The sequence below is a fragment of the Qaidamihabitans albus genome, from assembly GCF_016464705.1.
Lineage (GTDB): Bacteria > Actinomycetota > Actinomycetes > Mycobacteriales > Pseudonocardiaceae > Qaidamihabitans > Qaidamihabitans albus.
This window is the reverse complement of sequence record NZ_JAEHOB010000008.1, coordinates 119,682-140,325: the sequence shown is the minus strand read 5'-3', so window position 1 is coordinate 140,325 and position 20,644 is coordinate 119,682. Positions and strand designations below refer to the sequence as shown.

Annotated in this window: 18 protein-coding genes; 2 read left to right on the top strand and 16 right to left on the bottom strand. The window is 71.4% G+C overall.

Annotated features, from left to right (window positions below; genetic code table 11):
- Positions 1 to 70 precede the first annotated feature (70 nt).
- From JAP66_RS17505 to JAP66_RS17465, 9 genes are all read right to left on the bottom strand, one after another.
- A complete protein-coding gene (locus tag JAP66_RS17505; RefSeq protein ID WP_199432948.1) occupies positions 71 to 832 on the bottom strand; it encodes a GNAT family N-acetyltransferase in 762 nt (253 codons plus the stop codon).
- Between the two features lie 180 nt (positions 833 to 1,012).
- Positions 1,013 to 2,443, bottom strand: coding sequence for a mannitol dehydrogenase family protein (locus tag JAP66_RS17500; RefSeq protein ID WP_199432825.1), 1,431 nt, complete (start codon positions 2,441 to 2,443; stop codon positions 1,013 to 1,015).
- On the bottom strand, positions 2,440 to 3,384 hold the full coding sequence (locus tag JAP66_RS17495; RefSeq protein ID WP_199432824.1) for a PfkB family carbohydrate kinase: 945 nt from the start codon (positions 3,382 to 3,384) through the stop codon (positions 2,440 to 2,442). Before JAP66_RS17495 ends, JAP66_RS17500 begins: the two co-directional genes overlap by 4 nt.
- Positions 3,385 to 3,409: 25 nt before the next feature.
- The gene (gene manD / locus JAP66_RS17490; RefSeq protein WP_199432823.1) at positions 3,410 to 4,618 is read right to left on the bottom strand and encodes a D-mannonate dehydratase ManD; all 1,209 of its coding nucleotides are present in this window, start codon (positions 4,616 to 4,618) and stop codon (positions 3,410 to 3,412) included.
- Positions 4,615 to 5,478 (bottom strand): ABC transporter permease, encoded by an 864-nt coding sequence (locus tag JAP66_RS17485; protein ID WP_199432822.1) that lies wholly within the window; start codon positions 5,476 to 5,478, stop codon positions 4,615 to 4,617. The genes manD and JAP66_RS17485 overlap by 4 nt, the downstream gene beginning before the upstream one ends.
- A complete protein-coding gene (locus JAP66_RS17480) occupies positions 5,475 to 6,410 on the bottom strand; it encodes an ABC transporter permease (RefSeq protein WP_199432821.1) in 936 nt (311 codons plus the stop codon). The genes JAP66_RS17485 and JAP66_RS17480 overlap by 4 nt, the downstream gene beginning before the upstream one ends.
- Positions 6,407 to 7,558 (bottom strand): ABC transporter ATP-binding protein, encoded by a 1,152-nt coding sequence (locus JAP66_RS17475; RefSeq protein ID WP_199432820.1) that lies wholly within the window; start codon positions 7,556 to 7,558, stop codon positions 6,407 to 6,409. Before JAP66_RS17475 ends, JAP66_RS17480 begins: the two co-directional genes overlap by 4 nt.
- The gene (locus JAP66_RS17470; RefSeq protein ID WP_199432819.1) at positions 7,555 to 8,766 is read right to left on the bottom strand and encodes an ABC transporter substrate-binding protein; all 1,212 of its coding nucleotides are present in this window, start codon (positions 8,764 to 8,766) and stop codon (positions 7,555 to 7,557) included. Before JAP66_RS17470 ends, JAP66_RS17475 begins: the two co-directional genes overlap by 4 nt.
- A gap of 53 nt (positions 8,767 to 8,819) precedes the next feature.
- Positions 8,820 to 9,806 (bottom strand): LacI family DNA-binding transcriptional regulator, encoded by a 987-nt coding sequence (locus JAP66_RS17465; RefSeq protein ID WP_199432818.1) that lies wholly within the window; start codon positions 9,804 to 9,806, stop codon positions 8,820 to 8,822.
- Positions 9,807 to 10,010: 204 nt separating this feature from the next.
- Here JAP66_RS17465 and uxaC point away from each other — a divergent pair, with 204 nt between their 5' ends.
- Positions 10,011 to 11,435, top strand: a complete 1,425-nt coding sequence (gene uxaC, locus JAP66_RS17460) for a glucuronate isomerase (RefSeq protein WP_199432817.1) — start codon at positions 10,011 to 10,013, stop codon at positions 11,433 to 11,435.
- 39 nt (positions 11,436 to 11,474) lie between these two features.
- Here uxaC and JAP66_RS17455 read toward each other — a convergent pair whose 3' ends face one another.
- From JAP66_RS17455 to JAP66_RS17430, 6 genes are all read right to left on the bottom strand, one after another.
- Positions 11,475 to 12,158 carry an acetate uptake transporter family protein gene (locus JAP66_RS17455; protein WP_199432816.1) on the bottom strand — a complete coding sequence of 228 codons (684 nt, stop codon included), beginning with the start codon at positions 12,156 to 12,158 and terminating at the stop codon, positions 11,475 to 11,477.
- A 60-nt stretch (positions 12,159 to 12,218) separates the two neighbouring features.
- On the bottom strand, positions 12,219 to 12,995 hold the full coding sequence (locus JAP66_RS17450) for a DeoR/GlpR family DNA-binding transcription regulator (protein ID WP_199432815.1): 777 nt from the start codon (positions 12,993 to 12,995) through the stop codon (positions 12,219 to 12,221).
- Positions 12,996 to 13,013: 18 nt separating this feature from the next.
- Positions 13,014 to 14,045, bottom strand: coding sequence for a 4-hydroxythreonine-4-phosphate dehydrogenase PdxA (gene pdxA, locus JAP66_RS17445; protein ID WP_199432814.1), 1,032 nt, complete (start codon positions 14,043 to 14,045; stop codon positions 13,014 to 13,016).
- Positions 14,042 to 15,295: a four-carbon acid sugar kinase family protein gene (locus tag JAP66_RS17440; protein WP_199432813.1), complete on the bottom strand. Its 1,254-nt coding sequence runs from the start codon at positions 15,293 to 15,295 to the stop codon at positions 14,042 to 14,044. The genes pdxA and JAP66_RS17440 overlap by 4 nt, the downstream gene beginning before the upstream one ends.
- Before the next feature lie 14 nt (positions 15,296 to 15,309).
- Positions 15,310 to 16,815 (bottom strand): GntP family permease, encoded by a 1,506-nt coding sequence (locus JAP66_RS17435; RefSeq protein WP_199432812.1) that lies wholly within the window; start codon positions 16,813 to 16,815, stop codon positions 15,310 to 15,312.
- Between the two features lie 136 nt (positions 16,816 to 16,951).
- The gene (locus tag JAP66_RS17430; RefSeq protein ID WP_199432811.1) at positions 16,952 to 17,596 is read right to left on the bottom strand and encodes an endonuclease; all 645 of its coding nucleotides are present in this window, start codon (positions 17,594 to 17,596) and stop codon (positions 16,952 to 16,954) included.
- Positions 17,597 to 17,691: 95 nt separating this feature from the next.
- Between JAP66_RS17430 and JAP66_RS17425 the strand changes: the two genes are divergently transcribed.
- The gene (locus JAP66_RS17425; RefSeq protein WP_199432810.1) at positions 17,692 to 19,533 is read left to right on the top strand and encodes an AMP-dependent synthetase/ligase; all 1,842 of its coding nucleotides are present in this window, start codon (positions 17,692 to 17,694) and stop codon (positions 19,531 to 19,533) included.
- 15 nt (positions 19,534 to 19,548) lie between these two features.
- On the opposite strand, the gene JAP66_RS17420 is transcribed toward JAP66_RS17425, so the two are convergent.
- A complete protein-coding gene (locus JAP66_RS17420; protein WP_199432809.1) occupies positions 19,549 to 20,454 on the bottom strand; it encodes an SDR family NAD(P)-dependent oxidoreductase in 906 nt (301 codons plus the stop codon).
- Positions 20,455 to 20,644: the final 190 nt, after the last annotated feature.

Here is a 20,644-nt window from a genome sequence, read left to right as displayed (position 1 = left end):
ATGCGGCATCGGGTGCGTCCAGCGCACCCGATGCCGCATTGGGGACACCGCCTGCCGGGGCTGTTCGCCCTCAGTCCGCGGTGCGGTAGTGGTAAGCGCAGAGCTCGCGGAAACCTGTCCGCTCATACAGCTGGACAGCCGGGACGTTGGCGCACTCTACCTGCAGATACATCCGGCCGACTTCGTTCGCGCCTGCCCAGCGGGCCAGCGCGGCGAGCACTTCCCTGGCCGCGCCCTTCCCGCGTGCCTGCGCAAGCGTGGCCATGCCGAACACTCCGGCCCAGCCGGTGTCGGCGACAGCGCGGCCCACCGCGACGACATCGTCGCCGATCATCGCGCAGGCGTAGGCACACGGCAGCCGGACCCGGCCGAGCAGATCCCACTCGGCGCGAGTCTCACGGCCATGGCCGTGCACGGCGTGCCAGGTGTCGAACCACGCGCGATCCGGGCGGTCGGCCAGCCGGACCCGCAGTGAGCCCACATACGCCTTCTCGAGCACCCGCGCGGTCGATGCCACCTGCAACGACATCGAGCTCAGCCGGCGATAGCCCCGGTCCGCCAGTTCCGTGTCCAGGGTTTCCGGACACGCACCCGGGCTGATCTGGAAACGCGCGGCCGCGCCTCGACCGGTATAGAATCTCTCCGCGCGGGCGACCCGGTACGCCAGCTCATCCGGACCGGCGGGGCCGTGCGGCAGCACGGTTCCCGTCCACCACGCACAGCCGGGGGAACGGCGCAGCCGCCATCCTTCGACTTCCTCGACGTGTTCGGCCGGAAGCGCACTGGCTGCCCTCTCCTGCAGGCCGCGCACCAACTCCGAGCCGCTCCCCATGGTGGACACGGGCAGATCCTGGCGCATCCCGAGCCACCCGGGAAACCGTTTATGCGCCCGCCGCCGCCGGGGACCGCCGGTTCGGCCCGCGCTGACCGGCACACGTCCCCAATGCGGCATCGGGTGCGTCCAGCGCACCCGATGCCGCATTGGGGGCACAGCCCGCCGGGGGCTGCGTGCTCACGAGCGGTCCAGCAGTTCGGCGACCGACTCCTCCAGCAGCTCGCGGAAGGCCGCGCACTCCGGCAGGTCGTGGCCGAACACCTCGCCGACGCCGAGCAGCCCGTGCACGACGGACCTCGCTTCGCGTCCGCCGCCCGCGGCCTGCCGCAGCCGGTCCGCGAGCGGATCGTCCAGCGGCAACGGGCGGCCGAGCCGGTCGCGGCCCACGGCGACGTAGACCATCCAGGCAGCCACCGCCCGCGTCGCCCAGTACGGCGTCGCTCCGGCCGCGAGCCGGTCGCGGATGGTGCCGAGCAGCCGCAGCGGCAACTTCTGCGAACCGTCCATGGCCACCTGCGTGGTCCGGTGGCGCAGCGCCGGGTTGGCGAAGCGCGCCAGGATCTCGGCGGCATAGGCGGTCGCGTCGACCCCGGCGGGGACGGTCAGCGTCGGCAGCACGTCCTGCTCCTGCAGTCCCGCCGCGGCCTCCGCGATCGCCGGGTCGGCGACGGCTCCGGCGATCGTGTCGTGCCCGGCGAGCGCGCCGAGGTAGGCCAGCAGGGAGTGCGTGCCGTTCAGCAGCCGCAGCTTCATCGCCTCGTACGGCGCCACGTCGGTGGTGAACTGCGCGCCCGCCTTCTCCCAGGCGGGGCGCCCCGCGGCGAAGTCGTCCTCGATCACCCACTGGCGGAACGGTTCGGCGACCACCACCGCCTCGTCCCGCACGCCGAGCCGGGCCCGTACCTCGGCCACGTCCGCCGCCGTGGTCGCCGGGACGATCCGGTCGACCATCGTGCCGGGGAAGCGCACCTGCTCCTCGATCCATCCGGCGAGCTGGTCGCCCTCGGCCGACGGCAGCGCCGCGCAGAAGTCGGCAACGAGGCCGCGCACGACCTCGCCGTTGCCGGTCAGGTTGTCGCAGCAGAGCACGGTCACCGGCGCGGCGGAGGAGGCGCGCCGGGCCTGCAGCCCGCGCACCAGTTGCCCCACGACGGTACGTGGCGCGCTCTCCCCGGCGAGGTCCTGCCGCACCAGCGGGTCCGTGAGGTCCAGCCGCCCCGAGCCTGCGCGCCGGTACCCCTTCTCCGTCACCGTGAGCGATACGATCCGCACGCGCTCGTCGGCGAACCGGTCCCGCAGCCGCTCGGCCTCCCCGGCCGCGAACAGGACCTCCCGCACGGAGCCGATCACCCGGCAGCCGGCCAAGTCGCGGTCCCGTTCCAGCACGGTGAACAGGCAGTCCTGCGGCCGCAGCTGCTCCACCACCGTCGCCGTGCGCTGGGTGACTCCGCAGATGCCCCAGTCGCCGGAACCGGCGTCCTCGGTGAACACCGCCTGGTGCGCCCGGTGGAAGGCGCCGAGCCCGAGGTGGAGGATGCCGACGGCCGACGGACGCGGCGCCGCGGAGACCGTGGCCTCGGACAGCCGCGGTACGGCGTCGTGAGTCATCGGGTCGCCTCTTCCACGCGAGCTGCCGAGCGTGACTCGGCCAGCGACGGCAGGTATCCCGTTCCGCCCTGCCCCTGCACGGAGAGCGCGGCCGCGGCGACGGCGATCCGTGCCGCGGCCCGCAGTTCCTCGCCGAGCGCGAGGCGCGCGGCAACGGTACCGGTGAACACGTCGCCCGCGCCGGTCTGGTCGACCACGTCCGGTGGCGGGGTCGCCGGCAGCTCCTCCACCGACTCCCGCATGCCGAGCACCACGCCGTCCGGCCCGCAGGTGAGGGCCACGGCGGACGCGCCGAGGCCCAGCACCGCGGTGGCGGCCTCGCGCGGTGACGACTCGGGGCCGAGCCCGAGCAGCTGCCGTGCTTCGCCCGGCCACGACGGCGTGACCAGCTCCGCCAGCGGCGCAAGCCGGCTCAGCGCGGCGGCCGCGCTCGCGGCGTCGGTCAGCCGTGGCCGGAAGTTCGGGTCGTAGACGAACCGCCGTGCCAGCCGGCCCGCCCGCTCGACGGCGGCGGCCGCGGTGGCCGAGATGGCACCGGTCACCCCGCTCGACACCACCACCGACGTCGCGGCGATCAGCTCCTCGGCGACGTCGGCGGGTGCCAGCGCGGAACCGGCACTGCCGGCGCGGGCGTAGGCGAACTGGCGCTCGCCTGCCGGGTCGATGTGGGTCAGGTAGACGCCGTGCTGGCCGGCCACGCGGATCAGCGCGCTCGTGTCGATGCCCAGCTCGGCGATCCGGGCGACCATCGCGTCGCCCAGCTCGTCGGCCGGGATGCGCGCCAGCAGTGCGGTGCGGGCGCCCGCGGCGGCGGCCGCGGCCGCCGCGTTGAGCGCGTCCCCGGAGAAGCCGAGCCGCAGCTGCGCCTCGTTGCGCAGCGGCAGCGGCGACGACAGCTCGACAAGCGGCTCCCCGATGACCAGTACGTCCAGTTCGGACACTGTTACTCCTTCCGGCTCACAGCGCTCACCACGGATGCATCGTGCCGTCCTCCAGCCGGTTCACCGGCAGCGAGGCGGGCCGGTACGGATACCGGGCGGCGGCGTCCTCGTCGATGTCGACGCCGAGACCTGGCTCCTCGCTCGGGTGCAGGTACCCGTCGGCGAAGTGGTACCCGTGCGGGAACACCTCGTCGGTGGCGTCGGTGTGCCGCATGTACTCCTGCAACCCGAAGTTCGGGATGCTCACGTCCACGTGCAGTGCCGCCGCCAGGCACACCGGCGACAGGTCGGTCGCGCCGTGCGAGCCGCTGCGGACGTGGTGCAGCGCGGCGAGATCGAAGATCCGCCGCAGTTGCGTGATCCCGCCCGCGTGCACGACGCTGCACCGGATGAAGTCGATTAGCTGCTCGCGGATCAGCCCGGCGCAGTCCCAGATGTTGTTGATCACCTCGCCGACCGCGATCGGCGTGGTGGTGTGGTTCCGGATGAGCCGGAAGCCCTCCTGGAGATCCGCCGGAACGGGATCCTCCAGCCAGAACAGGCCGTACGGTTCGAGGCTGCGGCCGAGCCGCGCCGCCTCGATCGGCGTCAGCCGGTGGTGCACGTCGTGCAACAGCGCCAGGCCCGGCCCGAACTCCTCGCGTGCCCGGCGGAACAGCGTGGGCGCGAAGTCGAGGTACGCCGCCGTCGACCACTCGTTCTCGGTCGGTATCGCGGCGTCGGCGGGCTCGTAGAACATCTTGTCGCCGCTCACGCCGTAGGTCGAGGCGAGGCCGGGCACCCCGCACTGCAGGCGCACCGCGCGGTAACCCAGGTCGACGAACCGCTCCACCTCACCGAGCATCTCCTCGACGGTCTCCCCGTTGGCGTGCCCGTAGACGGTCACGCCCTCGCGGCTGCGCCCGCCGAGCAGCTGGTACACCGGCAGCCCGGCCGCCTTGCCCTTGATGTCCCACAGCGCCGTGTCCACGGCCGCGATGGCGGTCATCGTCACCGGGCCGCGCCGCCAGTAGGCACCCTGGAACAGGTACTGCCAGGTGTCCTCGATGCGGTGCGCGTCGCGGCCGATCAGCAGCGGCAGCACGTGCTCGCGCAGGTACGCGGCGACGGCGAGCTCCCTGCCGTTGAGGGTCGCGTCACCGACCCCGGTGACGCCCTCGTCGGTGCTCAGCTTCAGCGTGACGAAGTTGCGGCCGGGGCAGGTGACGATGACCTTCGCGTCGGTGATCTTCATTCCGGCTCCTCCTTGACCCGTGCCACCAGCTGCGTCGGGTTCACGAAGCGCAGTGCGAGCACCAGCAGCGTCAGCATCATCGCCATGTAGACCACGGCCATCGCGTCCACCGACTGCTGCGCACGGATCCCGGCCGAGGACATCGAGTAGAACAGCGCCACGATCAGCGTCTGCGAGTCGGGACCCGCGGTGAGGAACGTCAGCTCGAACATGCCGACCGTGCGCACGAGCACGAGAATGCCCGCGGCCAGGATGCCCGGGACCAGCAGAGGCGCCAGGATCCGCAGGAACACCGACCGCAGCCCGGCACCGCACATGCGGGCCGCGCGTTCGATCGCCGGGTCGATCTGCTCGATGAACGGCGTCATGGTGAGGATCACGAACGGCACCGCGGGCACGAGGTTGGCCAGGATCACCCCGGACAGGTTGCCCGCGAAGCCGAACTTGTAGAGCACTGTCGCGAGTGGAATGCCGTAGGTGATGGGCGGCATCAGGATCGGCAGCAGGAACGAGAGGTACACCAAGCGCTTGCCGGGAAAGTCGCGCCGAGCCAGCGTGTAGGCGGCGGGCACGCCGATCAGCAGCGACAGCGCCACCACCGCGGCCGACACCTCGACCGTCACGAAGATCAGCTCGGTGATCCCGAAGTCGCTCCACGCCTCGGTGTACCACCGGGTGGTGGCGCCTTCGGGAAACCAGCCGCCGAACCACCTGGTGCCGAACGAGTTGACCAGTACCGATCCGACCACACCCAGCAAGCTGAGCAGGAAGAACGCCACCGCGCCCCACACGAGCCAGGCGCCGGGACTGGCGACGATCCTGCGCCGCGACCGCGTGCCGCCTGCGAGTCCGAGGGTCATCCCTTACCTCCCGTCGTGCCCGTGTAGAAGCGCGAGCGCCACACGAGGACCGCGGCGATCACGATCAGCTCCACCGCGCCCATGACCATCGCGATGGTCGAGGCCATCGGGTAGTCGTACTGCTCGTAGGCGGCCTGGTAGGCGGCGATCGAGATCACCCTTGTCTCCCCCGCCGGCTCGCCGACCAGGATCGCCGAGGGGAACACGCTGAACGCCAGCACGAACGTCAGGCAGAACGTGGTGGCGAGCCCGGGCGTCAGCAGCGGCAGCGTGATGTGCCGGAAGCGGTCCCACCAGCCCGCGCCCATCGTGGCCGCCGCGCGTTCGAGCGAGGGGTCGATGCCGGACAGGTACGACGAGATCAGCAGGAACGCGAACGGGAACCCGGTGATGATCAGCGAGAAGAACACGCCCCAGTAGTTGTTGATGAGGCGGATCGGCTCATCGACCAGTCCGATCTCCAGCAGGGTGCGGTTGAACCAGCCCGCGGGCCCGAGGAAGTTCAGCAGGCCCTCGGCCGTGAGCACCGTGCCGAGCGTGATCGGCACGACGAGCACGATCGTGAGCAGCCGCTTGCCCCGGAACCGGCCGCGCATGCGATAGGCGATCGGCACCGAGGCCAGCACGTTGAGCAGGGCGGCCGGGATCGCGAGGCCGAGCGTCTTCCAGATCGTGTTCCGCTGGTAGGGGTCGGTGAAGAAGCGCTCGTAGTCGGCGAAGGGGCCGCCGCCCTCCTTCGGCTGGAACGACAGCCCCAGCCCGTAGAGGAACGGGTAGATGAACAGCCCCACGATGAACACGATCGCAGGCAGGATCAGCAGCAGGTTGCGGTCGATGCCGCGCTCGGCGAGGCGATGCCGCAGCCCTGGGTCTTCTTGCCGGGGCGGCGGTGGAGCCGCCTCCGGCCGGGAGGCAACCGGTGCGCCGGTCATCCCGCCGACTCCCGCCCGGACATCGCGGGCACGCCGTCGAGCGTGGAAGCCTCTTCCGCGACGTCGCCGTCGTCCTCGGGGAAGGCGAGCAACCGGTCGACGGCGACGTCGAGCGTCACCTCGTCCCCCGGTGCCAGCCGCTGCTCGCTGCGTACGTGCAGCAGCACGCCGTCCGCGGTCCGCGCCTCCACGGCCAGCTCCCGGCCCTGGTACTCCACCACCTCCACCGTCGCGCCGATCCGGTTCGGTGCCGCCGCGCCCGTACCGCCGGTGACCACCAGGTCCTCGGGACGGACCGCGGTCAGTACCGGGGTGCCCGGAGGCACGCCACCGACCGCGGTGGCGACCAGGCTCAGGCCGCTGCCCTCGACGCGCACGCCGTCGCCCACCTTGTCCCCGGCCGTGAGTCGCAGGAGGTTGCGGTAGCCCATGAAGTCGGCGACATGCCAGTTCGCGGGCCGGTTGTGCAGGTCCTCGGGCGTACCGATCTGCTGGACCTCGCCCGCGCGCAGCACGACGAGCCGGTCGGCGAGCGACAGCGCCTCCTCCTGGTCGTGCGTCACGTAGACCGTGGTCAGCCCGAGGCTCTGGTGCAGCCTGCGGATCTCGGTGCGCATCTCCAGCCGCAGCTTGGCGTCCAGATTGGACAGCGGCTCGTCCATCAGCACCAGCGAGGGTTCCAGGACCACCGCCCGCGCGATCGCGACGCGCTGCTGCTGGCCGCCCGAGAGCTGGCCGGGCAGCTTGTCCGCGTGCTCCTGCAGCTGCACGAGCTGAATGGCCTCCTCGGTGCGGCGCGTGACCTCGCTCTTCGCCAGCCGGCGCATCCGGAGTCCGAAGGCGACGTTGCGGCGTACCGACATGTGCGGGAACAGCGCGTAGTTCTGGAACACCATGCCGAAGCCCCGCCGCTCGGGCGGCAGCACGTCGACCCGCGTGTCGTCCAGCCAGATGCTGCCCGCGGTGAGCGGCAGCAGCCCGGCCAGACAGTTCAGCGCAGTGGACTTGCCACAGCCCGACGGCCCGAGCAGCGCGATGAACTCACCCTTGCCGATCTCCAGGTCGAGGTTCTTGAGCGCATCGGTCGCGCCGAACCTGCGCCCGACGCCGCGCAGGGTCAGCGTCGCGAACTGGTCCTGTCCCTTCACTCATCCACCTTTCCCCCGCCGATCTCCCGGTCCCAGCGGTCGAAGGCCGCGACCATGGCCTTGGCGTCGATCGGGGTCTCCTTGGGGTTGTCGGCGATCAGCGAGTCGTAGGAGTCGCGGCCGAACTGGTTGATGACGTCCTGGCTGGACTGCGGTGCCATGGACAGCTCGACGTCCTTGATGGCGGGGCCCGGGTAGAAGTAGCCCTCGTCGTAGGCCTTGGCCTGCTGCTCCTTGGTGAGCATGAACTGGATCAGCTGGAGCACGGCGGCCTGCTGGTCCGCGGTCGCGCCCTTGGGCACCACCGCGTAGTGCGCATCGGTCACCCAGTGGAAGCCGTCGAGCGCGCCGACCTGGGCCTCCGCGGGAACGGTGCCGAGCGCCCGCGGGTTGATGTCCCAGCCGGTCGTCGTGACGATGATGTCGGCGGTTCCGTTGGCCAGGTCCGTCATCGTCTGCGTGGTGCCCGACGGGTAACGGTTGATGTGCTTGTCGAGCTCACCGAGGTAATCCCAGGTCTTGTCCCAGCCGTTCTCCGGGTCCTTGGGATCACTGTCGCCGAGGATGTAGGGAAGTCCCATCAGGAACGTCCTGCCGGGGCCGGAGTTCGAGGGCCGCGCGTACTCGACCTTGCCGGGGTTCGCCTCGGCGTAGTCGAGGAGTTCCTGCGCGTTCTTCGGCGGGTTCGGCACGCGCGAGGGCATGTACTCGATGAGCGGCCCCGACGGGTAGTAGGTCACGGTCACGCCGTGGTCGTCGGCGAGCTCCTGCATCTGCGCGGCGGGCTCCAGGTAGTCGTTCATGCCGGGCAGCCGGTCGGCGTGCTTGGGCAGCAGCTGCTCCCACAGGCCCTGCTCGAGCCCGGCGGCGAGACCGTCCACACCGGTCAGCACGAGTCCGATGTCCACCCGGCCCGCACCCTGCTGCGACTTGATCTTGCCGATCAGGTCGGGCGCGGGCGCCTTGCTGTAGGTCACTCGCTCGATGACGTCGGGGTTCTGCTCCACGAACTCGTCGATCATGCCCTGGGTGAGCTGGAGGTTGCCGGCGACGTCGAGGATGTTGAGCGTGACCGGGTTCTCCGGTTTCTCCGGCACCGGCCCGGACGAGTCGGCGGGATCGCCCGTGTCCGGCGCGCCGCACGAGGCGAGCAGCGCCCCGGCCAGTGCGGCCGCGATCAGGGATATGGGGCGTCGGGTCTTTCGCATCGATCGAATTCCCTTCTCTCCCGCCGGGCGGTCATCGGCCGGCGGCGAGGCTCTTACTGACGAGCGACGGCAGTGGTGTCCCGCACGAGTAGCTGGGTGGGGATCTCGCGCCGGGACGGGTTACGGGCACCGGGGTTGCCGAGCAGCTGCAGCAGCAGCTCCACGGCGGCGCGCCCCGACTGCGCCTTGGGGATGGACACTGTGGTCAGCGCCGGGCTGAACATGGCCGACATCGCGATGTCGTCGATGCCGACCACGCTCATGTCCCGCGGCACCTCGATGCCGCGTGCGGCCAGCCGGGTGAGCAGGCCGAGCGCGACGACGTCGTTGTAGGCGATCACCGCCGAGACCTTTGCGGCGACCACGAGATCCGCCGCGGCAACGCCGCCCTCGAACTGTGGCGGCACGTTCCCGATCTGCACGAGCTCGACGCCCTCGGCCTCGGCGGCCGTGCGAACGGCCCGCAACCGCTCCCGGTTCGACCAGCTGCTCCGCGGCCCGGCGACGTAGCCGACCCGCCGGTGCTCCAGCGCCGCGAGATGCGCGACCGCCTGGCGCATGCCGTCCGCGTTGTCGATGGTGACGCCCGGAACGTGCGAGCCACGCCGGTTGACCGCCACGAGTGGCGCGCAGTCGACGGCGGCTCGCAGGTCCTCGGCGCTCATCCGCGGCGAGCACAGGATGATGCCGTCGACCTGCTTGGCGAGTGCGCGCACGAGGCCGAGTTCGGCCGCGGGGTCCTCGTCGGTGTCGGAGAGGAAGACCGAGTAGTCGGCCTCGCGCGCCCTGGCCTGGATGCCCTTGACGACGTCGGGGAAGAACGGGTTCGCCAGGTCGGGAACGATCAGCCCGAGGTTGCCGGTGCGGCCGGTGATCAGGCCACGGGCGGCCCGGTTGGGCAGGTAGCCGAGCTGTGCGGCGGTCCGTAGCACCAGCTCCCTGGTGCCCTGTTCGACCAGCTCCGACCCGGACAGCGCGCGGGACACGGTGGCCGGTGAGACTCCCGCGGCCTTCGCCACGTCGCGGATCGTTACAGCCATGACCTTGGTCCCGCTTCTGTCGGCAACGTGCTTCGGTGCACGTGGTGGAGAGAGGATGCAATCGTTTTCATAGTCTTGTCAATGGGGCTGCCTCAATTCGTCTCGGTTCGCGATCTCTCTTGCCACAGCACGGCTTGCCCGGTGACCGGCGCGCATGCAACCCTTTTCATCACATCACCGCGCAACGTGGAGGATCCTCACCAGATGGCCACACCTCTCGCTCCGCACCCTGACCGGGCGCTGCCCGCGGACCCCACGACCAGGTCGGTCGCCCAACGGCTCTACGCCGAGACCCGGTCGCTGCCCCTGGTGTGCATGCACGGGCACGTCGAGGCGCAGGTGCTTGCCGACGACGAGCCGTTCCCCGACCCGGCCCGGCTGCTGGTCGTGCCCGACCACTACGTCACGCGAATGCTGATGTCACAGGGCGTCTGCCTGGAGGACCTCGGGGTGGCCCGCCGCGACGGCGGCGCCTCCGAGACCGATCCGCGCCGGATCTGGCGGCTCTTCTGCGAGCACTGGCACCTTTTCCGGGGCACACCGTCCCGGTACTGGCTCGAGCACGAGCTTTCCGAGGTGTTCGGCGTCAGCGTCCAGCCGAGCGCCGCGACCGCCGATCGGATCTACGACGAGATCGCAACCGCACTCGCCGCGCCGGAGTTCCGGCCGCTGGCACTGCTCGACCGCTTCGACATCGAGCTGATCGCCACCACGGACTCCGCGACGTCGGACCTGCGGCACCACGCGCGGCTACGCGAGAACGGCTTCGGCGACCGGGTCATTCCGACGTTCCGCCCGGACTCCGTTGTCCACATCGGACATGAGGGGTGGCGCAAGCAGGTCGAGGAGCTCGGCACACTGGCCACTGTGGACGTCTCGACCTACGACGGCTTCCTGGCGGCGTTGCGCCGCAGGCGGGAGGACTTCGTGGCGGCCGGTGCGCTGGCGACCGACCACGGCCACCTCGGTACCGACACGACACCGCTCGACGACCGTACGGCCGCCGAGATCTACGCGCGGGCCAAGGCGGGCGAGGTCAGCGCCGCCGAGGCGGACGCGTTCGCCGGGCACATGTTGTTCGTGCTCGCGGGCATGTCCTGTGACGACGGGCTCGTCATGCAGCTACACCCTGGCGTGCTGCGCGACCACCACGACGCCACCTACCGGGCGTTCGGCTCGGACAGGGGGCTCGACATCCCGGTCGCGGCCGAGTTCACCAGGGGGCTGCGGCCGCTGCTGCGGGAGTACGGGCACAACCCGGACTTCCGCATGGTCATCTACACCACGGACGAGACCGTCTACAGCCGCGAGCTCGCCCCGCTGGCCGGCGGGTATCCGGCGGTCCGGCTCGGCGCGCCGTGGTGGTTCCTGGACAGCCCCGACGGCATGCGCCGGTTCCGCGAGCTGGCCACCGAGACGGCGGGGTTCTACAACACCTCTGGCTTCGTGGACGACACGCGGGCGTTCCCGTCGATCCCGGCCCGGCACGACCTTGCCCGCCGGATCGACGCCGGCTACCTCGCGCGCCTGGTGACCGAGCACCGGCTGAGCGAGGAGGAGGCCGCCGAGACCGCGGTCGACCTCGCCTACCGGCTGCCGAAGCTCGCCTTCCAGCGCCCCGCCTCGTGAGTGGCTACCGGCGTTCTAACTCGTGTGCGCACGCACGAGTCAGAGCTGGCGGCGGACACCGGCCTCCCGGGTGACGCTGGCGGCCTGGTCGTGCAGGTCGGTCTGCATGGCACTGCGGGCCTCCCCCAGCCGGGGGAACGGGAGGACGGTGCGGTGCGCCGTGTCCTCCAGCACCAGGGCCAGCCCGCCGTAGACGCCGAGCACGAGGATGAGTGTTCCGGTCGCGGCGGACAGCAGCTCCACGACGCCGCTGCCGGTGAACTCGACGGCGGCGTTGAGTGCGTAACGGGTCGCGCCGAGCAGCACGACCGTGCCGACCACCGGCTTGCCGCGGATGCCGACCGGTACGAGCAGTCCGAGCACCAGCGCGATCAGCGCGTCGAGTGCCCCTGCCAGCGGGCTGGTCGAGTCGCCGGGTGGCGCGAGCACGGTGACGAGCGCCGCCGCGGGCCAGGAGAAGGCGATGATGCTCAGCGCGGTCGCGGCGATCGGCTCCCGGCCGAGGAACGCGAAGACTCCGGCCAGCAGCTGGGCCGGGAACACGAACACCGCCAGCAGCAGCGCCAGGTTCCGCTCCTGCCCGGAGCCGAGCAGACCGAACTGCTCCATGCTGAGCAGGCCCGAGCCGATCGCGAACGCGAAGAAGCCGAGAGGAAGCGGGCTGGCGATGGGCCGCAGCATCAACCGCGTCGCCCGCGCGACCTCCGCCTCGTCATCAGGCATGCTCCTCCACGACCATCGTCCCGTCCCGTCTCGTGAGTGCGTAGCCGCGTTCTGACTCGGCTAAACACTCACGAGCAGGGAGCAGTGCGCGGTGGCGCGGAAGCCGTCGAGGGCGGCCTGCTCGCCACCGCCGTCCACCACCACGGTGTGCTCCCGGTCCAGCGGCGTCCAGTACGAGAACGGCGCGTGCCCCACTTTGGAGTGGTCCACCAGCACATAGGACTCCCGGCCCGCGTGCAGCATGCCGTGCTTGAGCTGCGCCTGCTCCAGTGTCGGCGAGCACAGCCCGCGCTCGGCGGTGATGCCGTCGGCACCGAGGAACACCCGGTCCGGCCTGATGTACTTCAGCTGCTGCTCCACCGGCCCGCCGATGATCGCCTCGTTCGGGTACCGCAGCCGCCCGCCGAGGACGACCACCTCCACCTCCGGGCTGTCGGCGAGCGCGAGCAGCACGCTCAGCCCGTTGGTGACCACGGTCAGCCCCGGACGGTCCGCGAGGTGCCTGGCGAGCCGCCCGGTGGTGGTGCCGGCGTCGAGCAACACCACCTCTCCCTCGCCCACCAGCTCCGCGGCCGTCCGCGCCACGGCGTCCTTCTCCTCGGCGTTGCTGGCGTCCTTCTCCCAGAGCGTGCGCTCGACGCCGTGGCCGGTGTCCAGCGCGCCACCGTAGGTCCGGACGACGTGCCCGGCCCTGGCCAGCTCGGTCAGGTCCCGCCGGATCGTCGACGACGACACGCCGAACTGCTCCGCGAGCTGCTGGATGCTGCGGTCACCGCCACGGACGGCGGCGAGCAGCATCGTCCGCCGCTGGGTCGTCGTCTGCCGGGGAACGGTCACGCCGCGACCTTACGACCGCTACGACGATGCCGGCGGGTAGACCTCCCGCAGCCGCCCGGCGAACGGGGCGAGCTCGACGGCAGCGCGGAAGGCCGCGTGCATGGTGCCCGGGTCCGCCTTGCCGGTGCCCGCGATGTCGAACGCGGTGCCGTGATCCACCGAGGTACGCAGGATGGGCAGCCCCACCGTCACCGAGACGGTGCCGTGGAAGTCCACCGTCTTCGAGGCGATGTGTCCCTGGTCGTGATACAGCGAGAGCACGCCGTCGTAGCGGCCCTCGAGGCCCTGGTGGAACACCGAGTCGGCCGGGACCGGCCCGGCCACGTCGAGCCCGTCGGCACGGGCCGCCTCCACCGCCGGGCCGATGGCCACGATCTCCTCGTCGCCGAACTTGCCGTTCTCGCCGCCGTGCGGGTTCAGCGCGGCGACGGCGAGCCGCGGCTCGCGGGTGCCGAAAACCTCCAGCGCCGTGTAGGCCTCCCGGATGGCGTGCTCGATGTTCGGCTTGGTGATCTGGTCGAGTGCCTCCCGCAGGGACAGGTGGCGGGTGGCGAAGAAGATCTTCAGCCCGCGCACCCAGAACATCGTGTTGAACCGGCGGGAGCCGGTCAGCTCGCCGAGCATCTCGGTGTGCCCGAGATGCTCCGAGCCGGCCGCCCAGATCGCCTCCTTGTTGATGGGCGAGGTCACCACCGCGTCGACGGCACCGTCCAGCGCCGCCTTCGTGGCCGCCTCGATCGCCGCGACCGCGGCGGCACCCGCCACCCCGTCGACCACCCCCCACGGCAGGTCGGCCGGTGCGATGCCCAGGTCGAGCACGTCGATCACGCCGGGCTCGAACCGCGCCGCGGAGACCGCGCCGACGGGGCGGACCCCGACGTCCAGCCTGCACACGTCGACGGCCCTGCGCAGCACCGCGGCGTCCCCCACCGCCAGCGGCCGGGCGCCCTCGGTGGCCGCGGGGTCGGCGAGCGTGCGGGCGGTGATCTCCGGGCCGATACCGACAGGGTCGCCGAGGGTGACGGCCAGGATCGGAGGCTGAGTTGTCACAGCGGCATTCCTCTCTCTTGTCGTGCGATGACGCCGATCAGGTGTTCCAGGCAGGCGACCGCCGCGGCCCGGTCGCCGATCAGCCCGCCCTTGGTGGCGAAGGGCAGGCCGTCGTGCGGGCCGCCGACGAGCCGCCCGGCGACCGCGAGCGGAAGCACCTCGGCCTCGATGGCGAAACCGTCGCTGGCCAGCGCCGCCGTGGTGGCCTCGGCGATGTCGCCGCCGGTGGCGTACAGCCCGCCGAACCGGTGCTCGGCGAGCAACCGCGCGGCGGCCTCGGCCAGTACTCCCGGAATGCGCGCGGCCAGCGCAGGATCGGCCCGCTCGTGCCGCCCCGGCACGCTGGTCCGGATCCCCACCACGCGGCCGCCGGAACGCAGCAGCTCCGAAACGCGGCTCGCGATCGCGGACGCATCGAGTCCGTCCGGTGCCACGTCCACGAACCGCGCTCCCAGCAGCTGCTCGAGTTCGAGCACCTGGTCGCGAGTGGTCTCGGTGATACTGCCGACCACAGCCAGCACCGGCGGGTCCGCCCGCGCCGCGGAGCCGATGCCCAGTGCCGTCGCGAGCTGGACCGCGAATGGCCCGCTGTCGACCGAGACCCACCGTGTCCCGTCCGCGGCCCGCACCCGCGCGGCCGCCTCGGCGATCACCCCGAGATGCCGGTTCGACGTCGCGTCACAGACCAGGAGCTGCGCGTCGGCCGCCACCAGTTCGCGGACCACCGCCGCCACCCCGGCCTCGACGACGTCCAGCGGAACCTCCGCGATCGACCGCCGTGTCCCCAGCCGCAGCACCGTCGCCACCCGCGAGCACCCCACCGGGGTGAGCGGGTCCCGCGCGGCGGGGGTCTCCGCCAGCGGAACCCCGTCGACCAGGTGCAGCCCGCCGACGGTCGTGCGGCCCGCTTCGGGGAACGCGGGTACCACCAGGGCGCGCGTACCGGGTGCGGCCTCGTCGAGCAGCGCGTCGACCTCCGCTCCGACGTTGCCCCGCAGCGTGGTGTCCACCCGCTTGGCCAGCAGCGCGGGATCGGGCAGTGCCCGCACCGCCTCCCGCACGATCGCCCGCGCCCGGTCGGCCGCGCACTGCCGGGTGCCCACGTTGAGCACGACGACGTCGGCCTCCGTCGTACACGAGAGCCGGTCGAGCCCGCTGACCGCGATCGTGCGCAGCCCGGCGCGCGCGAACCGCGCACCGGTCGCGTTGCTGCCGGTCAGGTCGTCACCGATGACGAAGACCTGGGGCACAATCAGCCTCCCCGTCACAGCACCGCGCTCGCGAGCAGCACGAGCGGCAGCGAACCCAGCCACACGGCGGTGGTGATGCCGGACCACCCGCGCAGCGCGGCGACACCGTCGAGACCCGTGAACCGGGTGACCACCCAGAAGTACGAGTCGTTGAAGTAGCTGAACACCATCGAACCCGCGCAGCAACCCAGCGCCGCCACGAGTGGCGAGATACCGAGCCCGCCGACCAGCGGGGCGGTCACCGAGGCGGCGGTGATCATGGCGACCGTGCCCGATCCCTGTGCGACCCGCACCAGGGTCGCGATCAGGAACGGCACCAGCACGCCGGGCAGGTTCCACGACGCGATGGCCTCGCCCACCGCGTCGCCGACCCCCGTGTCGCGCAGCACCTGGCCGAACGCCCCGCCGGCTCCGGTGATCAGGATGATCAGCCCGGCGGACGCCGCGGCCTGCGAGAGCCAGCCGCTGACCTGACCACGGGTCGTCCACCGGGGCAGCAGCACGTACACGGCGAGCACGATCCCGATCAGCAGCGCCACCATCGGGTCGCCCACGAACGCCAGCACGGCCGCGATCGTGGAAGGTTCGTACTCGTCACCGCTCAGCACGCCCTGAGCGTTGCGGTCGATCGCGGTCGCGACGGTGTTCGCGACGATGAGCAGCAGCGGCACCAGCAGCGGCAGGAAGCCGAGGCCCGCGGACATCCGATGCGCGCGGGCCCCTTCCGGCGGGGTGCCGAGCGCGGAGACCGGCTCCTCGGGCGGCTCGGCGGTCTCGCCGAACTCGGTGGACTCGGCATGCTGGGTGGTGTCCGTGGCATCCGTGGCTTCCCCCGCGCCCGACGTGACGGAACTGTGCGCGGTGACCGGGCCGTACACCTCGGCGCGGACGTCCGGCACCACCCGCGACTCCAGCTTCGGCCCGACCCAGCGGGCATAGCCCACGACGACCGGAACCAGCACCAGCGTGAAGACCAGGCCGGCGAGGATGAGCCCGCCGAGGTTGGCGCCGAGGATGCCGGCGACCGCGAGCGGGCCCGGCGTCGGCGGCACGAGATGGTGGGTCAGCGTCATGCCGCAGCCGAGCGCGAGCGCGAGCGTGACGTAGCCGGCCCGCTTGCGGCGCGCGATCGACCGGGCCAGCGGGTTCATGATCACGTAGCCGGAGTCGCAGAACACCGGGATGGACACCAGCGCGCCCGTCCCGGCCATCGCCCACGGCTCCCGGTCCTTGCCCAGCGCCCGGACGAACGCCCTGGCCAGTGCGTCGGCGGCGCCGGAGACCTCGAGGATTTTGCCGAGGGCCACCCCGAGACCGATCACGATGCCGATGGCACCCATCGTGCTGCCGAACCCGTCGGTGATCGATTCGAGCACGTCCGTGACCGGTGCCCCGGCGACGAAGCCGGTCAGCAGCGCCGCGACGAGCAGGGCGACGAAGGCGTCGAGCCGGGTCCGCAGCACGATCACCACGATCGCGCCGATGCCCAGGACGAGCGCCGCCAACAGCTGGAGATCCACGATGATCCTCCTCTGGCGAGTTGAGCGAGGCAGTCATCATGCGCTGCCATACATGCTCAGAACAAGCATCCAGAAGAGGAAAGTTGAGAAAACTGCGCAACTACGCTCGTGAGTGCGCACGCGAGTTAGAACTCGGCTACGCACTCACGACCCGGTCGGCCAGCTTCTTGTCGAGGCTCACCCGCACCAGCGCGGCGGAGAACACGGCGAGGTCGTCCTCCGGCACCAGCTTGGTCAGCTCGTCGGCGTCCTTCGGCAGCCCGACGCGGGCGGCGCCGTCGCGTGTCTTGCGGTCGAGGAAGGGGCGCAGCTCTGGCCACACCTGCTGCGCCTCGCGGAGGAAGATGTCGACGCCGACGGGGCCCAGCCTGGGCACTTCGCGCAACATCTCACGCAGTGCGCCGATATCGCCGCCGGCCCGATCGCGCATCTTCCGCACGTCGCCGGAGTAGCGGTCGAGCAGCAGCCGCGCACCTTCGCCGAGCGCCGTGGCCGTGCTCTCGTCGTAACGGACGTAGTGGCCCCAGCCCAGCGCGTCGACCCGGTCCTGCCACGACGCCTCCAGCATCCGCTTCGGCGTGCCGCACCCGGCCGCGAACAGCTCGCGGGCGGCGGCCACCGCGATGTCCGCCTTGATCCTGGTGGAGAGCAGCACCGCCAGCACGAGCAGCCGGTACAACGACGCCGGCTTGTCCTCCAGCCGGATGCCCGCCTGGTCGGCGTAGGTCCGGCCCGCGACGTCCAGCAGCCACCGCACCCTGCGATCGGTGTCCTTGCTCATTCCCGCTGCCTACCCGGGGCCGAGCCGCGCGACACTTCCCGGCCGTGACCGGTGCCACATAAGGTGAGCGGAACACGTAACCGAGGAGGCCGGTGTTGACCATCCAGAAGTCCGTCGCGAGCGAGGCCGAGGGCCTGACCATCCCGAGACTGGTGCGCCGCAACGCCACCGAGTTCGCCGACCTGCCCGCCCTGACCTCGCTGGACATCGAAGGGGAACCCACGCTGACCTGGTCGGCGCTGCGGGAGGAGATCGCGGCCGTCTCGCGCGGGCTCGCCGATCTCGGCCTCCGCGCAGGCCAGCGCATGATCATCATGGCCCCCAGCTGCCCCGAGCACCTGATCGCCGACCTCGCGGCCACCCACCTCGGCGCCATCCCGTGCACCGCCTACGCCACGCTCAGCAGCGAGCAGGTGCACTACGTCGCGGGCCACAGCGCCGCCCCCATCGCGGTCCTGGCCGGTGGCGGCGAGCTCGAACGCTGGCTGCCGGTGCTGGACGACCTGCCGAACCTGGAACACGTGGTCGTGATGGACCGGTCCGCGATCCCGGCAGGCGACGAGCGGTTCCTCGGCTTCGCGGCGCTGCGCGACCGCGGGGCGGCCCTGCACGCCACCGAGCCGGAGGTGTTCGAGCGGACCACCGACGAGATCAAGCCCGACGACCCGCTCTCGATGATCTACACGTCCGGCACCACCGGAAACCCGAAGGGCGTGGTGCTCTCGCACCGCAACGCGATCCACGAGGCGCTCGCCGCGCACTCGCTGCACGGCCTGCCGAAGCACCTGACCAACATCGCCTACCTGCCGCTGGCGCACATCGCCGAGCGGGAGCTGTCCATCTACATCCCGGTGGTGTTCGCGGGCCACGTGCACACGCTGGCCGACCCGACGACGGTCGTCGCCGCGCTCGGCAGGGTGCGGCCGCAGTCGTTCTTCGGTGTGCCGCGCGTGTGGGAGAAGATGGTCGCCGGCCTGAAGAACATGCTCGCGAGCCAGCCCGAGGAGCGCCGGGACGCGCTGCTACGGGCGAACGAGCTGCTGCAGCGGGGCTACAAGCTGCGCAGCGCGGGCGAGGAGGTGCCACCGGAGCTCGCGGCGCGGATCGCGGAGACCGACCGTGAGGTGATGGCACCGATCCGGCAGCTTCTCGGGCTGGACAACCTGCTGCTCGCCTCCAGCGGCGCGGCCGCGCTGCCGCTGGAGGTGCTCTACTTCATCGCCGGGCTCGGCATCGAGATCCAGGAGGTCTGGGGCCTCTCGGAGACCACCGGCGCGGTCACGTCCAACACCGCGAGCGCCTTCAAGGCGGGCACGGTCGGCCGGCCGCTCGCCGACATGGAGGTACGCACCGGCGAGGACGACGAGCTGTTCGTGCGCGGGCCGATCGTGTTCCTCGGTTACCTGAACGAGGACGGGGCGATCGAGCCAGCGACCGACGCGGACGGCTGGTTCGCCACCGGTGACATCGGCACGATCGACGAGGACGGCTTCGTCACGATCACCGACCGCAAGAAGGAGCTCATCATCACCTCGGGCGGCAAGAACATCGCGCCCACGCGGATCGAGGGGTTGCTGAAGGAGCACCCGCTCATCGGCCAGGCCGTCGCGATCGGCGACGACCGGCCCTACGTCACCGCCCTGATCGTGCTCGACGACGAGATCGCACCGGCATGGGCGTCGGCACGCGGCATCGAGGCGGCGGGGTCCGCGGAGATCGCCGCACTCGTCGACCATCCCGAGGTTCGCGCCGAGATCGACCGCGCGGTCGAGGCGGCCAACAGCAGGCTCTCCAGGGCCGAGCAGGTCAAGCGCTACCGGCTGCTGGCGAAGACGTGGACTCCGGAGAGCGGCGAGGTGACCCCCACGCTGAAGCTCAAGCGCCGCGTCATCGCCGAGCGGTACCTGCCCGACATCAACTCCCTCTACGCCGGGTGACGCGGCCCGGCGTGGTCAGGCGCTGCGCAGTGGCGTGGGGGTTCCCTCCGTCCACTTGCGCAGCCGCGGTGGTACGCGCTTCTCCAGCCCGTAGGGCTCCAGATGCGCGCTGAACACCTCGTCGAAGGCGCGCTGCACGCTCTCGGTGTCCCAGACCTGCCGTTCGAGGATCGGCGCCTTGAGGTACGGCTGGCCGACCAGGTGCAGCTGCGGGCCGTTGCACCGGATGAGCTGGCCGGTGATGTCCCGCGAACCGTCGCCGAGCAGGAACAGCACCAGCGGCGCGACCCGCGACGGGGTCCGGTCCGGCGGGCAGTTGCGCAGCGAGCGTTCCGACTTCCAGACCATCCGGGTGTGCGCCAGCGGGCAGACGGCGTTGACGCGGATGCCGATCTCCTCCATGTCCAGCGCCCAGGAGTACGTCAGTGAGGCGACCGCTCCCTTGCTCGCCGCGTAGGCGCCCAGCTTGCGCTGGCCCAGCGAGGCGCCCGAGGAGATGTTGACGATCGAGCCACCGCGGCCGTGCTCGGCCATCGCCTCGGCCGCCGCCATCCCGGTGTAGATGACGCCGAGGACGTTCACCTCGATGAGCTCCCGGACCTGTCCGGGGTCGTCCTGCCACGGTAACGCTTCGTAGTTCAGCCCGGCGTTGTTCACCAGGCCGTCGATCGTGCCGTACTCGGCGACGCACAGGTCCACGATCGCGCGCGCCTGCACGGGGTCGGCGACGGTGTGCGCGCTGGCGACGGCGCGACCACCGTGGGTACGGATGTTCGCCGCCGTCCGTTCCGCCAGGTCGGCGTCGACGTCGTTCACCACGACGGCCGCTCCCGCCTGCGCCGCGTGCACGGCGAATGCTTCGCCGAGCCCCCTGCCCGCGCCGGTCACCACCACGGCCTTGCCGTTCAGCAGCATGTCCATCGTCCTTCGTCTCCCACCGCCGGCTTCGGCACAGCTCGACCGCGTGCTGCCACCGGCTCCTCCACCAGTGTTGGCCAGTGCACGCGGTTCAAACCCCCCGATAGCGGCGAGCGGTGCCTCTACTGCGCCGAACGAGTGAGCGGTGATCGGCTCCGGGAAAGTGCCCGGCGGGTCGCGAACCCGTGGCGCA

Bases quoted from the DNA above. Each gene is read 5' to 3' on its own strand.
- JAP66_RS17420 (WP_199432809.1), bottom strand. From the start codon at position 20,454: ATGGACATGCTGCTGAACGGCAAGGCCGTGGTGGTGACCGGCGCGGGC.
- JAP66_RS17485 (WP_199432822.1), bottom strand. From the start codon at position 5,478: ATGACCCTCGGACTCGCAGGCGGCACGCGGTCGCGGCGCAGGATCGTC.
- JAP66_RS17455 (WP_199432816.1), bottom strand. From the start codon at position 12,158: ATGCCTGATGACGAGGCGGAGGTCGCGCGGGCGACGCGGTTGATGCTG.
- JAP66_RS17470 (WP_199432819.1), bottom strand. From the start codon at position 8,766: ATGCGAAAGACCCGACGCCCCATATCCCTGATCGCGGCCGCACTGGCC.
- JAP66_RS17430 (WP_199432811.1), bottom strand. From the start codon at position 17,596: ATGAGCAAGGACACCGATCGCAGGGTGCGGTGGCTGCTGGACGTCGCG.
- manD (WP_199432823.1), bottom strand. From the start codon at position 4,618: ATGAAGATCACCGACGCGAAGGTCATCGTCACCTGCCCCGGCCGCAAC.
- uxaC (WP_199432817.1), top strand. From the start codon at position 10,011: ATGGCCACACCTCTCGCTCCGCACCCTGACCGGGCGCTGCCCGCGGAC.
- JAP66_RS17465 (WP_199432818.1), bottom strand. From the start codon at position 9,806: ATGGCTGTAACGATCCGCGACGTGGCGAAGGCCGCGGGAGTCTCACCG.
- JAP66_RS17480 (WP_199432821.1), bottom strand. From the start codon at position 6,410: ATGACCGGCGCACCGGTTGCCTCCCGGCCGGAGGCGGCTCCACCGCCG.
- JAP66_RS17505 (WP_199432948.1), bottom strand. From the start codon at position 832: ATGGGGAGCGGCTCGGAGTTGGTGCGCGGCCTGCAGGAGAGGGCAGCC.
- JAP66_RS17500 (WP_199432825.1), bottom strand. From the start codon at position 2,443: ATGACTCACGACGCCGTACCGCGGCTGTCCGAGGCCACGGTCTCCGCG.